Source organism: Microbacterium deminutum (assembly GCF_039530205.1).
In the GTDB taxonomy this organism is placed as follows: domain Bacteria; phylum Actinomycetota; class Actinomycetes; order Actinomycetales; family Microbacteriaceae; genus Microbacterium; species Microbacterium deminutum.
Map to the genome: position 1 here is coordinate 72,978 of NZ_BAAAOG010000005.1, position 14,712 is coordinate 87,689.

The 14,712-nt window shown below is 68.7% G+C and carries 17 protein-coding genes; 9 read left to right on the forward strand and 8 right to left on the reverse strand.

Features of this window, described 5'->3' with window-relative positions; translation table 11 throughout:
* The first annotated feature begins 50 nt into the window (after positions 1-50).
* Positions 51-590: a hypothetical protein gene (locus ABD212_RS13295; protein WP_344095402.1), complete on the forward strand. Its 540-nt coding sequence runs from the start codon at positions 51-53 to the stop codon at positions 588-590.
* A gap of 22 nt (positions 591-612) precedes the next feature.
* On the opposite strand, the gene ABD212_RS13300 is transcribed toward ABD212_RS13295, so the two are convergent.
* Together ABD212_RS13300 and ABD212_RS13305 are read right to left on the reverse strand one after the other, a co-directional pair.
* A complete protein-coding gene (locus ABD212_RS13300) occupies positions 613-972 on the reverse strand; it encodes a hypothetical protein (protein ID WP_344095403.1) in 360 nt (119 codons plus the stop codon).
* Between the two features lie 25 nt (positions 973-997).
* Positions 998-2,656 carry a caspase family protein gene (locus ABD212_RS13305; protein WP_344095405.1) on the reverse strand — a complete coding sequence of 553 codons (1,659 nt, stop codon included), beginning with the start codon at positions 2,654-2,656 and terminating at the stop codon, positions 998-1,000.
* Positions 2,657-3,607: 951 nt separating this feature from the next.
* On the opposite strand from ABD212_RS13305, the gene ABD212_RS13310 reads away from it, so the two are divergent.
* Complete coding sequence (locus ABD212_RS13310) at positions 3,608-4,357, forward strand: AfsR/SARP family transcriptional regulator (RefSeq protein WP_344095407.1); 750 nt, start codon at positions 3,608-3,610, stop codon at positions 4,355-4,357.
* Positions 4,358-4,420: 63 nt separating this feature from the next.
* Here the strand turns inward: ABD212_RS13310 and ABD212_RS13315 are convergent, their stop codons facing one another.
* Together ABD212_RS13315 and ABD212_RS13320 are read right to left on the reverse strand one after the other, a co-directional pair.
* Positions 4,421-5,023 carry a TetR/AcrR family transcriptional regulator gene (locus tag ABD212_RS13315; RefSeq protein WP_344095409.1) on the reverse strand — a complete coding sequence of 201 codons (603 nt, stop codon included), beginning with the start codon at positions 5,021-5,023 and terminating at the stop codon, positions 4,421-4,423.
* On the reverse strand, positions 5,020-7,671 hold the full coding sequence (locus ABD212_RS13320; protein ID WP_344095411.1) for a PEP/pyruvate-binding domain-containing protein: 2,652 nt from the start codon (positions 7,669-7,671) through the stop codon (positions 5,020-5,022). The genes ABD212_RS13315 and ABD212_RS13320 overlap by 4 nt, the downstream gene beginning before the upstream one ends.
* 151 nt (positions 7,672-7,822) lie before the next feature.
* On the opposite strand from ABD212_RS13320, the gene ABD212_RS13325 reads away from it, so the two are divergent.
* From ABD212_RS13325 to ABD212_RS13335, 3 genes are all read left to right on the forward strand, one after another.
* The gene (locus ABD212_RS13325) at positions 7,823-8,170 is read left to right on the forward strand and encodes a DUF4190 domain-containing protein (protein WP_344095413.1); all 348 of its coding nucleotides are present in this window, start codon (positions 7,823-7,825) and stop codon (positions 8,168-8,170) included.
* A 122-nt stretch (positions 8,171-8,292) separates the two neighbouring features.
* Positions 8,293-8,964, forward strand: a complete 672-nt coding sequence (locus ABD212_RS13330; protein WP_344095415.1) for a glycoside hydrolase family 99-like domain-containing protein — start codon at positions 8,293-8,295, stop codon at positions 8,962-8,964.
* 82 nt (positions 8,965-9,046) lie between these two features.
* Positions 9,047-9,589 carry a methyltransferase family protein gene (locus tag ABD212_RS13335; protein ID WP_344095417.1) on the forward strand — a complete coding sequence of 181 codons (543 nt, stop codon included), beginning with the start codon at positions 9,047-9,049 and terminating at the stop codon, positions 9,587-9,589.
* 50 nt (positions 9,590-9,639) lie between these two features.
* Here the strand turns inward: ABD212_RS13335 and ABD212_RS13340 are convergent, their stop codons facing one another.
* From ABD212_RS13340 to ABD212_RS13350, 3 genes are read right to left on the reverse strand one after another with little or no spacing between them, the layout of a single operon-like run.
* Positions 9,640-10,752, reverse strand: a complete 1,113-nt coding sequence (locus ABD212_RS13340) for a substrate-binding domain-containing protein (RefSeq protein WP_344095419.1) — start codon at positions 10,750-10,752, stop codon at positions 9,640-9,642.
* Positions 10,749-10,970: a hypothetical protein gene (locus ABD212_RS13345; protein ID WP_344095421.1), complete on the reverse strand. Its 222-nt coding sequence runs from the start codon at positions 10,968-10,970 to the stop codon at positions 10,749-10,751. The genes ABD212_RS13340 and ABD212_RS13345 overlap by 4 nt, the downstream gene beginning before the upstream one ends.
* Before the next feature lie 48 nt (positions 10,971-11,018).
* On the reverse strand, positions 11,019-11,696 hold the full coding sequence (locus tag ABD212_RS13350; protein WP_344095423.1) for a hypothetical protein: 678 nt from the start codon (positions 11,694-11,696) through the stop codon (positions 11,019-11,021).
* A gap of 34 nt (positions 11,697-11,730) precedes the next feature.
* On the opposite strand from ABD212_RS13350, the gene ABD212_RS13355 reads away from it, so the two are divergent.
* Genes ABD212_RS13355 through ABD212_RS13365 form a run of 3 tightly spaced genes read left to right on the forward strand, consistent with a single transcriptional unit; the run spans position 11,731 to position 13,790 of the window.
* Entirely contained in the window at positions 11,731-12,075 is a 345-nt protein-coding gene (locus ABD212_RS13355; RefSeq protein ID WP_344095425.1) for a hypothetical protein, read from the forward strand.
* 18 nt (positions 12,076-12,093) lie between these two features.
* Positions 12,094-12,330, forward strand: coding sequence for a hypothetical protein (locus ABD212_RS13360; RefSeq protein ID WP_344095427.1), 237 nt, complete (start codon positions 12,094-12,096; stop codon positions 12,328-12,330).
* Positions 12,327-13,790 (forward strand): FAD-dependent monooxygenase, encoded by a 1,464-nt coding sequence (locus ABD212_RS13365; RefSeq protein WP_344095429.1) that lies wholly within the window; start codon positions 12,327-12,329, stop codon positions 13,788-13,790. Before ABD212_RS13360 ends, ABD212_RS13365 begins: the two co-directional genes overlap by 4 nt.
* Positions 13,791-13,796: 6 nt before the next feature.
* On the opposite strand, the gene ABD212_RS13370 is transcribed toward ABD212_RS13365, so the two are convergent.
* Positions 13,797-14,192, reverse strand: coding sequence for a VOC family protein (locus tag ABD212_RS13370; RefSeq protein WP_344095431.1), 396 nt, complete (start codon positions 14,190-14,192; stop codon positions 13,797-13,799).
* Between the two features lie 90 nt (positions 14,193-14,282).
* Here ABD212_RS13370 and ABD212_RS13375 point away from each other — a divergent pair, with 90 nt between their 5' ends.
* Entirely contained in the window at positions 14,283-14,693 is a 411-nt protein-coding gene (locus tag ABD212_RS13375) for a nitroreductase/quinone reductase family protein (RefSeq protein ID WP_344095433.1), read from the forward strand.
* Positions 14,694-14,712 lie beyond the last annotated feature (19 nt).

Consider the following 14,712-nt stretch of genomic DNA (forward strand, 5'->3'; position numbering starts at 1 on the left):
CCGCGCGGGCCGTGAGGGCCCGCTGGGCGGGCCGGAAGGAGGGAGCCGCCATGGCACCCAAGAAGACACTCCGCGAGACAGCCCTGTGGGCGATGCTCGCCAACCGCCATCCGAGTCTGTGGGAGGAGATCATCGGCCCGAACGGACCGCTCGGCAAGGTCGCGCTCAACCCGCAGCCGCTTCCGCCCAGGGCGTTCGAGTCGCAGAAGCTCGCGTCGGTCCGCGCGGGCGACTTCGACCCGCAGCCCGACCCGCCGGGGGATCCCGCGATCGGCGTCCGCTACGGACTCAGGACGGCGTTCGCGGTCGTCCGCGCCGCCGGCGTGGCACGGCTGCTCGGAGTCGCATTCGACGACATCCCGGACATCTGCCCTCCCGAGCCGGACCCGTTCCCGCCGCTTCCCGACCCCCCGGACCCGATCCCGTGGCGGACGGCGCTGAAGGTCGTCCCGGACTTCTACGCCGACTACGCACTCGGACTGGCGATCGGACTGGAAGCCACCGCGGGTGACTGGGAACAGCTCCCCGGTGCCGGGGCGCTCGAGAGGCTGCACGAACGGGCGATCGGAGTCGCACCCGTCCGCGAGTGACGGTCGGGGCCCGCGCAGTGCTCTAGCCCCTCATGGGGAACTGCACCGCGTTGCCTTCGGCCCGCACCACCGCGGGTTCGGCGAACTGCTCGCCCGCGACGAGTACCCGCACCGGCAGTTCGGGCACGGCAGGCGGCGCAGGGTCGGGCGTTGTCACTGCGTCCTCGGTCGGCCGCTCCTCGACGGACACCCTGCCCCCGCTCAGCACCCGGACGCGGCCGTTGAGCCAGGCGACGAAGTTCTGCCGAGGACCGGGGTACTGCAGGACCCGCCCCAATGCCGTTCGCACCTCGGACGCGTCGAACGAGGAGAGGTCGGGCTCGTGACCTTCCGCGATGGCACTTGCGATCTTCTCGAAGATCGCGAGGCTGTCATCGGCCATGAGCCCGTCCCCTTCTCCGGTCCGCTTAGAGGGCTGCAATCACGTAGGGCAGAGCCTGCAGGCCGAGCTGGCCGACCTTGCCCCAATCGACGGACGAGGCTGCACTGCTGACAGTGTCGGCGACAGTGCTGGCGACATCGCTGACGGTTGAGGTGACCGAGTCCCATGCGTCACTCAGCCAGCTCTTGCTGTAGTCCGGCTGCTGGAAGGACTTGCCGCCCTGGTGCGCCTGCACCGGCTCGATGGCGGCCTTGAGCCACGCATTGAGCGCCTTCACCTCGGTCGGGTTGCCCAGGACCGGGGCCACGATCTGCTGAATCTGAGCCACGGCCTGCTCCTTCGGGATTGCGGCGGTGAAGTCCTTGCCCGGACCGCCGATCCCGAAGATGCTGAGGACCTGGCTCGCAGCCTGCCCGGCGACCCGGGGGTCGATGCCGAAGCTCTGCGCAACCGGTCCGACAATGTCCGGGAGTATGTCTCCGAAGAGATCTCCCCATCCCTTCTGGTTGACGCCGGATCCCGCGGCACTTGCTCCTGCGCTCGAAGCGCTGGTTGTCGTCACACTCACGTCGCTCTCCTTTGGTGATTTGGTTGCATAACCTTCCGAGGTCGCGCCCTTCGGCGCAGGCTTCTTCGCGCTGGGTTTCGCCACTCCTTCCTTGCCCTGACTGGTCGTCAGCTCCTTGCCCTTCGCACCGATTCCGAGCCCCTCCAGGAACGAGTCGAAGCCGTCCCCGTCAGGGGGCGTGGTCGGTGTCGACGGAGTCTCGGGTTCCGACGGCGTGTCCGTCGACATGGCATCGCCGTACGTGATCAGCGTCTGCGTGAGCCAGCCGCCATGAGCCATCGGCGCTTCGATGGCCGGCGTCTGGCTCATGTTGAGCCCCTGCAGGCGCTGATCGACCCGATCCCGCAGCGCCTCCGCCGCGATCGTCACGCCGCCGGCCTCGAGCTCGCGGCCGAGGGCCCATGTGAAGGCCGACAGTCCGTCGGTGGGAGGACTGCCGGCGGCCGCCGTCTGGTCGGCGAGGCACGCCGCGAACAGCACTCCATTGAGCTCGGGCTGGCCTTCGCCGGCCTTTGCCGGCGGCGCTGCATTCCCGCCGAACGCCGCTGCCGAGAACTGCTTGGCCACGGCACCGGTGTCGGAGGTCGCGGCCCTGCCGAACGACTTGAACGAAGTGGCCTGGGTGATCATCGCCGCATCGGCGGCGGCCTGTTCGGGCGGCGGCTGCCACACCTTGGCGCGCGCCGCATGCAGGCCATCCGGAGCGAAGAAGAGCTTTTCGAGCCCCGCGGAGTGGCAGGCGTCAAGCGTGCAGGTGAAGGTGCCCGGAGGAACCTGCTGGCTGAGCTGCACAAGCTCGGTGTCCTCGAGGAACTGGTCGTACAGGCACAGCACCTCGGTGAATGTCGAGCCCTTCACGTAGCGGTAGCCGTGCGACGACTGGAAGAACACGACCTGATCGCCGGAGCTCACCCCCGAGAAGAGCGCTGACAGCTGAATCCTGACATTGGCCAACGTCGCCGCGTTGTTGTGCAGCAGCGTGATGTCCTGAGGCAGGAAGCCGTAGTAGTTCTGCAGCAGGCCTCGGAACCGCTGGGTGTCTGCGACGCAGCTGTTCAGGTTGTTCCGGGGGTCGGGATACGTGTCGATCCCCACCAGGAGCGCGCGCTTAGCCATCGACCGGCCCTCCTACGGCTGCCTGCCCGACGAAGCGGGTCCAGGTTGCGATGCGAAAACGTGGAGTCACCAACTCGTGCAGATCCATGTCGAGTCACCTTCCAACTGCGCCGATGGAATGGACGGCCTGGAAACCCAGCCCGACCGGGAAGAGTCGGATTCTGATGCGATCCGGCACGAGCGATCATCGACGCCCGCCGTCACGAGATCGTCACTCGCGGAAAACCGCCCTCACGGCCGCGGCTCATGGATCCGCGCCGCCCAGGGCCTCGGGAGGGACGTCGAAAGACTCCAAGAACTCCGTCGCCAGCCGGATGGCATCCTCCGGTGACACGACCCGGTGAGAGGCGCGCGCGATGATGTGATGCGCGCTCCGGCTGGACGACTCCGCAGTCGTGACGCGTATGAAGAAGTGACCTGGCTGCACCTCGACCACAAGGGTGCAGACACCGAACATCGCTGATCCCGTCATCCCCGTCCTCGCCACGTCTCGTGTGAATCGACGTCGTCTGTCGGGCGGGGGTTGGTTTCGCGACGAGCCATGCGCGCGATGATGCCGGCGGACCACAGTCGGGTGTTCTCTGCGTCAGTCCAGGGGTCTGGGTAGTCGCCGGTCATGCTCCGCCGATTGCCCGCATCCCCCGGTACGAGGATCGTCTCGGCTGAGCGTCACAGGAGCGTTGCGGGAGTGACAGCGACGACCGGCTTGCACAACGACGACCCGGGCCACCGGCTGCGACCGGCGTTGCGACCCCCGACAGGCGTGCGGCATCATGAGCGCAGAAGCCGGATGGATCTCTGCGGCTTCTGATCCGGCGACGAGAGGAGCCGACCCCGAGCAACCAGCGCGTAACCGACCCGAGCGGAAACGTGGTGACGATGCCGTGACGCGGCATGTCTACCGTCCATAGCGTCGACGTCTCCAAGAGAGGTTCTGGAGGGGGTCAGGTCATGAGTGTGGCGGATCTGGAGTCGCGCCAGGCTTCTTCTGACGTGGTGTATCTCCTCGGGAAGCCCGCGGTTCTGCAGGACGGTCAGCTGCTCGTCGTGCCGGAGGGCTGCAAGCGATTGCTGGCGTTCGTCGCCCTGCAACGCGGGCGAGTCGATCGCAGGCTTGCTGCCGGCTCGTTGTGGCCGGATGGGTCCGAGGACCGGGCGGCGGGGAATCTGCGGACGACACTGTGGCGGCTTCGCAGTGCGGGGATCACCGTCTTGGACTCCGACAAGCTGAGCGTCTTCCTGCGCGAGAGGACGACCACCGACTTGGACGCTCTCTGCGAGTGGGCCGATCGGCTCATCGCGGGAACGGCGACGGAGACGGACATGCATGTGCCCGAGTGGACGACGACGGTCGCCGAACTGCTGCCCGGCTGGTATGACGAGTGGGTCATCTTCGAACGCGAGCGCATCCGCCAGCGCATGCTGCACGCTCTCGAGGTGCTCAGTCACGTGCTGCGTGCCGACGGCCGATATGGCGAGGCGATCGACGCCGCGATGGATGCCGTTGCCGTTGAGCCGCTCCGTGAGAGTGCTCACCGTGTCCTGGCGGAGGCGCATCTTGCCGAGGGCAACTGCGTGGAGGTCCAGCGGGCGTATCTGCGGTATCGCGAGATCGCGCACCGCGAACTCGGCATCGAACCGAGCTGGGGCTTCCAGGCCTGGCTGCAGGAGTCCGTCCTCGCGCAGAGCCATAGCCGCTGACAGTGGCTTCGGGTACGTGGCCGCGACGCGACCCTGAGTAGGTTCCGCGTCGGATCCCGTTCGTCAGCGGATCGATCCGGTCAGATAGCGCTGCACGGTCGGCGCCACTGCCGCCACCACGGTCTCGGGATCGGCGGAGGCGAGCGGTTCCACCCGGACGATGTATCGGGCCACGACAAGGCCGACGAGCTGGCTGCCGATCAGGCTCGCGCGAAGCTCCCGGTCGGGCGCGTCCACCGCTGCGGCGATCCGGCCGAGCACCTGTCTGCTGATGAATTCGCGGAGCATGCGGTTCGACTCGTCGTGGGTCATCGCCGAGCGGACGAGGATGATCATCGCGCTGGCGTTGCCCGCATCGTCCCACTCGGTGACGAGCTTCCGGAGGAGTCGCTCACCCAGGCCTTCCACGCCCCCGGAGAGCAGCGACGCGATGAGCGCGCTCGGATCGACCGGCATGTCCATCGCCGCGCGGAAGAGCCCCGCCTTGTCGACGAAGTAATGCCTCACCATCCCGGCGTCGACGCCCGCCTCGCGGGCGATGTCCCGCAGGGATGCCGCGTTGTAGCCGCGCTCCGTGAACATCCGTCGCGCCGCGGCCAGCACCCGCGCGCGGGTGTTCCGGTCGCCGGGTGGTCGGCCCCGCCTCGGCGCGGGCGCGGATGTCACGACGCAAGCCCCTCCGCGGATGCGTCGGCGCTCGACGCAAGGGTCACCACGCCGCTCGCTCCGTCGACGGTCACCTCGGCGCCGGTCGTGATGGTCTCCGTCGCGCGCGGCACGCCCACGACAGCGGGGATGCCGTACTCCCGCGCGACGACCGCCCCGTGGCTGTTCGCGCCACCCATCTCCATCACGAGCCCTCCCGCGGTGAGGAACAGCGGCGTCCAGCCAGGGTCGGTGGACGGTGCCACCAGGATCTCTCCTGGCTCCAGCTGGGCGCCGACCGGGTCGAGGATCACCCGCGCCGGCGCGGTGACGGTGCCGGCAGAGGCGGGTGTCCCATGAAGCGCACCGGCCTGGGTGGCGGCCGACGCCGAACCGAGGGCCTCGAGCTCCGTCCCATCGGACAGGAGGACTCGCGGGACGTGCCGGCGTCGCAGCTCGGCGTCGTAGCGCTCCCGTCGCTCGCTGATCGTGTGGCGCAGATCCTCTCCCGCCGCGGCGCGCTTCGTCTCGTCGAAGTCGAGGAAGAAGACGTCGTCCGGCTGGGCGATGCGGCCCGAATCGGTTAGCTCTCTTCCGATCTGGAGCATCGCGGCGCGTGCACGGCTCATCGCGGTGATCACGAGGAACTTCGGCATCTCGCGCATGCCGACGAGGGCCCGAGCACGCTGCAGGCAGAATCGGACGGCAGCGGCGCGAACGCGGCCACGCCGGCGAGCACGCCGGATCAGCGTCCGCATCATGGTCTTGGCGTCGCGCGCCCCGTCTTCGAAGTGCTGCTCGGGTGTGGTCGCCTCGGGATCCAGGCGGAGATACCCCGACAGCACGCCGAACAGGTGAGCGGGGTCATCCGACCACCGCGGCATGCCCAGGTCGATCTCTGCGACGGCGCGGTGGCCGTACCGGCCCAGGAAGTCCGCCATGCCGTCCTGCAGCACGGCGGGAAGGGCGCTCTCGCGGTAGCCGTCGGCGAGCTCGCGTGCGGTCTTCGTGCTCAGTGCGGACGCCGCATCGGCATCGTCGCGCACGCACACGGCGACGCGCCACAGGTCGACATCCATCTCGGTGGTCACGTTGTCGGGCGCACTGCGGACCACGGTCTGCAGGTCACCGGTCTCCGCATCGTCACCCAGCAGCCGGCCGGCGAGGCCGAGCATGGCGAAGCCGAAGGCGGCGCCGGGCAGGCTGCGCGGAGCGAGCGGCATCGCGCCGAAGAGCAGGTCGACGACTCCGTCGACGCGGGTCGGGATGTCGCCCACCGCCCGGACGTCGCTTGCGCGGACCTCGTCCACGAGCCGCCGCACGCGGCGCTGTGCGGCCGCCGGGCTGACCACGGCCTGAGCGACGACGAGCGGCATCCGGACGTGCATGGCGAGACGAAGCGCTGGCCGTGCGAACCGACGGCGTGAGCCGGGCAGCACCGAGAATCGCGGGTCGCTGAACAGCCCCCGGAGCACCACGGCGGAGCGCGCTTCCATCACGTCCAGCGCCCGGGGCATGATCTCGCGCCCCACGGAGGATCGAACGATCGGCGTCGCGTCGAGGAAGATCCGGTCGCCGGCTACTGCGAAACCGCCCGGCCCGTCGACGATCCGCTCGGGTCGACGGCCGGTGAGATCCCGGAACGCCGAGCCGACGACCCGGACGGCGGCGATGCCCATCGGAGTCATCGGACGGTGCAGCCCCTGCGCGAGGCTGATGCAGAAGTAGACGCGGATGCCGTCATCCGGAGGCGGTGCGTCGCGAACCGGGATGGGGTAGAGGGTCGTGATCGGCCGGGACTGCGTGAGCCACACGTGGCCGTCGGCATCCACAGCCCACTCGATGTCCTGCGGGCTGCCGAACGCGGTCTCCACCCGGTCGCCGAGCGACGCGAGATCCTGCACCTGCGCGTCCGTGACGCTGGCCGCACGCTTGTCGCCCAGGCCGCCGCGCCGACGGTCGAGGATCCGGCCGGTCGCGGTGTCGACGACGAAGTGGTCGGGGTCCACGGCGCCGGACACCACCGCGTCGCCGAGGCCGTACGCGGCGTCGAGCACGGCCTGCCGACGCCGTCCGGTCACCGGGTCGGCGGTGAAGAGCACGCCCGCCGACTCGGCATCCACCATCAGCTGCACGATCACCGCCAGCGCGACGCCTGAGCCGTCGATCCCCTGGGCTTCGCGGTACGCGACCGCCCGGTCGGTCCACAGCGACGCCCAGCATCGATGCACGGCGTCGAGCACATCGTCTATGCCGGTGACGTTGAGGTAGGTGTCCTGCTGTCCGGCGAAGCTCGCGCCAGGCAGGTCCTCCGCAGTTGCCGACGATCGCACCGCGACCCGCCCCTCGTCCCCGGACTCCAAGCGCGCGTACGCGTCTCGGACGGCGTCGGCCACCGACTGCGGGAAGGAAGCACCGAGTACCGCGGCGCGCGCCGCCGCCGCATCCCTGATCGTTCCGCTCTCGACGGTCGTGCCCTGCACCGCCTGCCGGTAAGCCTCGGTGGTGATGCAGAAGCCCGGCGGCACGTCGAAGCCGGCACGGATGAGCTCCCCGAGGTTGGCGGCCTTGCCGCCGACCGCCTCGAGGTTGTCGGCCGACAGGTGTGCGAGATCGAGGACGAGGGCGGTGTCACCTTCGACGGAGACTGCTCGACTCGGTGCGACCATCTCTCCTCCTTCAGTCAGGTAATTCTACAGTTGTGGAGTAATCTGAAGGGTCGCACAAAGCAGGTGGCTCTATCAAGTGGTCGGCTGCGCGGGCGAACGCTGTCAACATGCTGTTCACGCTCGTCTCGCCTCGCCACTACTGTGAGGCGTCATGGGGTATCAACAGCCGTACTATGTGCAGATTCAGAAGCCGCCGTCGAACGGGCTCGCGATCACATCGATGATTCTGGGGATCGTCGCGATCGTGATCGGCGTGTGGGCGCTCATCCCGTTCCTCGGGGCGTTCGCAGCCGTCACGAGCTTCGTTCCCGCGGTGATCGCGGTCATCCTCGGCCACATCGGGATGGCGCGAGCACGCCAGATGAATGAGGTCGGACGCGGGCAGGCGATGGCGGGACTCGTCACCGGATACATCACCCTCGGGATCATCGTCCTGACGACCGCCTTGTGGCTGCTGTTCATCGTCGGAACCGCGGCGACGACGAGCGGAAACGCTTAGCCGACCGTCGACTCTGCTTTGCGTGCCGCGGCTGCCGCCGATGCCGCGGCGCCGGACGGTTGAAACCCGTGACTTGTCGGACCGCTCGGAGACGGGTCGGATGACCACAGGGAGGAACGATCATGTCAGCAGATGTGGAAGTCGCCGCCATCTATTTCCCCAGCTGGCACGACGAGCCGCGCCGGGCACCATGGCTGGGCGAGGGGTTCACCGAGTGGGATCTGATCAAGGCTGGGCGGCCTCGGTTCGACGGTCACTACCAACCTCAGATACCGGCCCTCGGGTATCTCGATGAATCCATGCCCGAGAACGACCCCGCGACCGTCGCTCAACTCGGATTCGACTCCGTGGGCGCCTATGGATGGCCCGCCGAACCATGGAGTGCCTTGCCCGCCGGGCAGATCACCTTCGAGTACCAGGACTGGCGTGGAGCTGCCGAAGAACACTGGCACACCATGCGGGACGAGCAAGCGGTCGACTTCGTCCCCACCGTCGCCATGGGCTGGGATTCCACCACGCGGGTCAATCAAGAGGACAGACTCGTCGTCTCGGATTGGCCGTGTTGTCCGGTCGTCGTGAACAACACGCCGGAGTCGTTCGGGGCATCCGTGGCGGCGGCCCTGACGTTCGCGGCCGAGAACGAACGCACCCACGTCGCAGTCGTGAACGCCTGGAACGAATGGACGGAAGGCAGCTACCTCGAACCCGACTCTCGGACCGGGGATGCTCACCTCCAGGCGCTTGTCGGGCCGTCCTTGCGGCCAGGTCGTCGCACACGGTCCCCGACGCTCTGAACGGCGTACGGCAGGGACCGACCGCGACGCCCGAGTGACACCGCCCCTGGACAGCGGCGACCTCGGCGCGAATACTCGGCGCATGGGCAGGACATCTGCCGTCATCGGGTCCGTGATCTTCTTCCTCGTCGCGCCCGGCGTCGTGGCGTTCCTCGTTCCGTTCCTGCTGGGGCAGGGGCAGGTGGAGGCGTGGCGTCTCGATCCGCCGGTGGTGAAGTGGGCCGGGCTCGCGCTCGGCGCCGCGGGAACGATGGCCCTGATCGAATGCTTCGCTCGCTTCGCGCTGAAAGGCCGCGGCACGCCGGCGCCGATCGCGCCGACCGAGCATCTCGTCGTCACGGGTCTGTACCGCTACGTCCGCAACCCGATGTACGTCGCCGTGCTGGCCATCATCCTCGCGCAGGCGATGTGGTTCGCGAGCATCGCCGTGCTGATCTACGCGGCGATCACCTGGGCTTCGTTCACCGCCTTCGTCATCGGCTACGAGGAGCCCACGCTCGCCCGTTCCTTCGGCGACGAGTATGTCGTCTATCGTGCGAACGTCCATCGCTGGATTCCGCGTCTGGTTCCGTGGCACGGGCCTCCCGACCCGTCATCGCCAGCGCACGTCGATCGGAATGCCTGATCGGCCGTGCGGAGTTCGCGCTTCGCAGGCGCGCTCCGCGCCAGATCTGCTCAGACCGCCCGTGACGGCGGCGGGGCGGTGGACTCCCGCGGGGTGAGCGTGGGGCTGAGCAGCACTCGGCGCACGGCCCGCCCCGGTTCGGCAAGGCGGCGGACGAGCAGATCCGCAGCGGCCTCTCCCACCGCGGCGCGTGGCGGGCTCACCGCCGTGAGCGCGGGGGTGACCAGCTCGGCGACCTCGTCGTCGTACGCGATCAGCGAGAGATCCTCCGGGATGCCGATGCCTCGGGCGAGGGCAAGATCGACGAACGCCATCGCTTCGAGGTCGGAGTGCACGAGCAGTCCCGTCGTGCCGGACGCGAGCGCCGTCTCGAGGATTCCTTCCACCACGGGGGAGAACTCCGGGCTGCCGCGCTCCGGGAGAACCCGCTTGAAATGCCCTGCGGCAGGGATGCCGAGCTCTCGGCAGGCAGCATCCCAGCCGGCCGCGATCTTGCGGGAGGTCGGCGATGAGCGGGAGACGACGAGCCCGACTTTGCGGTGCCCGAGACCGGCCAGGTGACGGGCAGCGAGCATCCCGCCGAGTGCGTGATCCGTGGTGACCGACTCGGCGGGTTCCCGGTGAGGGAGCACGACTGCATCGCGCTCGGCGAGCACGCTGGGGACGCCGCATCCGGCCAGCCATTGGATCAGGTCGCGGGCATGCGGCCCTTCCATGTTCGGTGCCACGATCAGACCGCGGACGTGTTCGATCTCGACGAGACGCTCCAGTGCCGGCCGCTCATCGTGCAGCTCATACGAGGCTCCTCGCAGAAGGACGCGGAAGCCCTGCCGGCGCGCCTCGGCCTCCACGCCGCGCACGACGGCCGGCCAGGAGTAATCCAACGAGGGCACCAGCATCGCAATCGTGCCAGGCGCGTCCGCGCTCACACCGTCGCGGGTTCCGAGGGCCGCGGGCCGCTCCGCAGACACGGCGCCGCCGTGCACGCGATCGAGGAGTCCTTCGTGCTCCAACTGCGCGAGGTCCCGACGGACGGTGACCGGTGTGACGCCGAATTCCTCGATCAGCTGCGAGTTCCTCACGACGCCGCGCCGCGCGAGGGCCTCGAGAATAAGCGCCCGCCGCGCAGCGGGCAGAGGTGGATGGGGCGCCGACTCGGTCATCGGCGCCGGTCCTGGGTGAACTCCGGGTCCGCTACGTCGGCTGTCGTCAGCCGGTCCGCGATTCCGGTGCCGGCGTCCCACGTCGCGCGGTCGAGTGCCGAAGGCACCGGCAGCGCACGATCAGGAGGCATCAGCATCTCGCACAGCGCATCGGCGAAGGATTCCGGCGCGCCCCCCGCCTGCCGCTCGAAGAGGGTGGTCAGGACGCCGGTGAGCACCGCCGCCTCGCACGTCCCGATTCGCCGCTCGAAGAAGGCATGAAACGATCATAAACAGTCATAAAGGAAAGAAAAGGGTTCATCCTGGACGAAATCGATTGCCAGTGTGCGAAAGCCCGAAGGGGGCCCGTCATGCCAGCTGTCTCGCCCGTTCCGGGCATCGGGGCCGTCTCGACCGACGCCGCGATCACTGCGGTGATGTCGACCATCCGGCGCAACATCACGAAGTTCGGCGACCGCTTTCCCGACGACACCACGGTGGGCGACCGGTACCGGCTGCGTCCACCGCACGGTGGCATCGGGCTCGGCGGCAATCGCGGGGGGACGACGAGTTTCCGGACCGGGATGCGGTGGCTGGCTTGGGAGCACACCGGCGAGGGGGAGTTCCGGGGTGCCGCGCTCGCCGACACCGCCGACTTCGAGCGTCGCCTCCGCGCCGGTCAGGACCTGGAGACCCACGATCTCGGATTCCTCACACGCTGTCGACTGTGGCTGCGTGTGAGGCTGCTCGGCGACGAGGGTACGCGCGCGGCATCCCTCCGGGCGGCGGACCATCTGATGCGGCGCTTCCTCGAACCCGCCGGGATCATCCAGGCCTGGGGCGACCTCTCCGACCCGACACAGCGCGGCCGCACGATCATCGACAGCCTGATGAACATGCCGCTTCTGGCATGGGCGCGGCGCGAGATCGGCGAGACGCACTTCGGCGAAGCCGTTCGCCGGCACACGTCACAGCTCCGCGAGCACATGCTGCGGGCCGATGACTCGACGTTCCACACCTTTTCTGGGATGCGGCCACCGGCACGGCGTTGCGCGGCTCGACCGAGCAGCCGCGATCGCGGTGTGCGGGCTTCTCGAAATCGCTCTGTTGGAGACGGATGCGGATCGCGCTGCGCTCGCATCCGAACACGCGCACCTGATCCTCACGTCGCTGATCAGCAGCTGCACGCCGACGGCACCCGAGGCCTCGGACGCGCTGCTGCTGCACAGTGTCTACGACCTGCCCAAGGGCAACCGAGTGGACGAGGGCAGCCTGTGGGGCGACTACTTCTACCTCGAGGCGCTCACGCGTGTCTCGCGTCCGGGATGGCGGGGGTACCGGTGAAGCGGAGGTCGGCGTCGCATGATCCTCGACTCACTCCGACTCGACCGCAAGGTCGCACTCGTCACCGGCGCGCGTCGCGGCCTCGGCGAGGCGGCCGCCGCGGCACTCGCCGAGCCGGCACCGTGCGCGAACTGGGCGACCAGCTCACCTCGAAACCGGCGGACCCGCAACCAGTACATCCACCAGAACGGCGTGAGAAGGCGCCAGGCGGTGCTCTCGTCTATGCGCGGCGAACGAGCAAGGCTGGGGTCATGACAGATGTGATCGTGGTCGGCGGCGGACCTGCAGGGATGATGCTGGCCGGTGAGCTCGCGTTGGGGGGCGTCGACGCGACCGTCGTGGAGCGCCGCGCGATATCGGATCTGACGGGGTCCCGCGCGGGCGGATTCCACTCGCGCACCATCGAGATCCTCGACCAGCGCGGGATCGCCGATCGGTTCCTGGCCGAAGGGCAGATCGCGCAGACCGCGCGGTTCGGCTCATCGGTGCTGGACATCGGCGGCCTGCCGACGCGGCATCCGTATGGGCTGGCCATCTGGCAGAACCGGATCGAGCCGATCCTCGCCGGCTGGATCGAGCAGCTGGGGGTCCACGTCGTGCGGGGCAATCAGGTGACCGGCTTCGTCCAGGACGAGAGCGGCGTCGACGTCGTGCTCGACGACGGCGAGACGATGCGTGCGACCTATGTCGTCGGGGCGGATGGCGGTCGCAGCGTCATCCGCAAGGCGGCCGGTATCGACTTCCCCGGCTGGGAGGCTACGCGCAGCAACCTCATCGCCGAGGTCGGCCTCAGACAGGAGCCGCCACCGGGCATACGCCAGGACGAGTCGGGTGTGCACGGTCTGCAGCTGTTGCCGGACGGGCGCACGTACCGGGTCGTGACGACGGAACGTGAGCTCCGCACCGCCGCCGAACCGAGCCTCGCCGACCTCAGCGACGCGCTCGTCACGGTCTATGGAAGCGACTTCGGCGTACACGACCCGACCTGGATCTCGCGGTTCACCGATGCGACTCGCCAAGCCGCGTCCTACCACAGCGGGCGAGTCCTTCTCGTCGGGGATGCCGCGCACATCCACTATCCCGCGGGCGGCCAGGGGATCGGGCTGGCCATCCAGGATGCCGTGAACCTCGGATGGAAGCTCGCCCAGGTCGTCTCGGGCATCTCGCCGGGGTCGCTGCTCGACACGTACCACGCCGAGCGGCACCCTGCCGGCGCGCGTGCGCTCCGGCTCTCGATGGCGCAGACGGTCCTGCAGCGCGCGGACCCCCGCACCGCGGCCCTGAGCGAGACCATCGACGACCTGTTGATGACCGCGTCGTCGCGCGCGCAGATCGCCGCACGCATCCACGGACTGGATGTCGCGTACGACCTCGGCGACGGCCATCCGCTCCTCGGGCGACGGATGCCGGACCTCGACCTCGACACCCCGGCCGGTCCGACGCCGGTGTATGCACTCCTGCACGATGCCCGGCCTCTGCTGCTGGACTTCGGTCGACGGCGGATCGACGTCGGACCATGGAGAGACCGGGTACGCGCGATCGACGTGCGGTTCACCGGCAGATGGGAGCTGCCTGTGCTCGGCGAAGTCGCGTCGCCCAGCGCAGTGCTCGTCCGACCGGACGGACACGTCGCCTGGGTCGAAGCCGGAACCACCGAACCGCTCACGGACGCGCTCACGCGCTGGTTCGGCGCGGAGCACCTCGACGAAGGCTGACCGCACTCAGTGCGGCGGATTGTGCATGAACTCGAGCCGGATGCCGTTGTCGTCCTCCACGAACGACGCGTAGTAGCGCTCGTTGAACCGCGGATACGTCTTCGGTTCACGCACCGCCGACCAGCCGGCGCCGAGCGCGATGGCATGCAGCCGATCGACCTCAGCCTGCGAATCGACGGCGAAGGCGAGGTGCTGCCACCCCACCCGGCCGTGCCGGTGAGGACCCGTGCCCGCTTCGCGGGCGGGAAACAGGATCAGTTCGAGTTCGTCATCCGATTGCCACGAGACCGAGCCGTCCGCGTCGAGGCGGGTGAATCCGAGTGCTTCCATCACCGGATCGAACTGTGCGATCGAGTGCGGCAGATCGTCGACGGTGATGCCGAGATGGTCGAAAGCAGCCATGTCGCCAGCTTTGCGGAAGCGTCCGACATCCACCCGAGCCGCGCGGGCACGCGCCGCACGTGGAACAGCCGCACTTGGACTTGCGATCTGATGGATGCCGAGATCGCGAACGCACTCGCACTGGGGCCGGACTCGACGATGGCCGATCACACGGTGGACATCACCACGATCGGCGCCCGATCCAACCAGCCGCGCCGCATCGAGATCTGGTTCCACAGCGTCGACGGCACCGTCTACCTCACCGGCCTGCCGGGTCCGCGTGGCTGGTACGCGAACCTGCTCGCCCATCCGCGTTTCACATTCCATCTCATGCACGGCGTGACCGTCGACCTTCCGGCAGCGGCGACACCGGTCACCGATGCGGACGACAGGACGGCGCTCCTCGGCGCGATCATCGCCGGCATCGACGACCTCTACATCCGGCGGGGATCGCCGCGGCGAGTTGCGCGACCGCACCGCTGGATCGCGGACAGTCCTCTCATCCGTGTCACGTTCGACTGAGGCGTGCTGATGGGCGCAT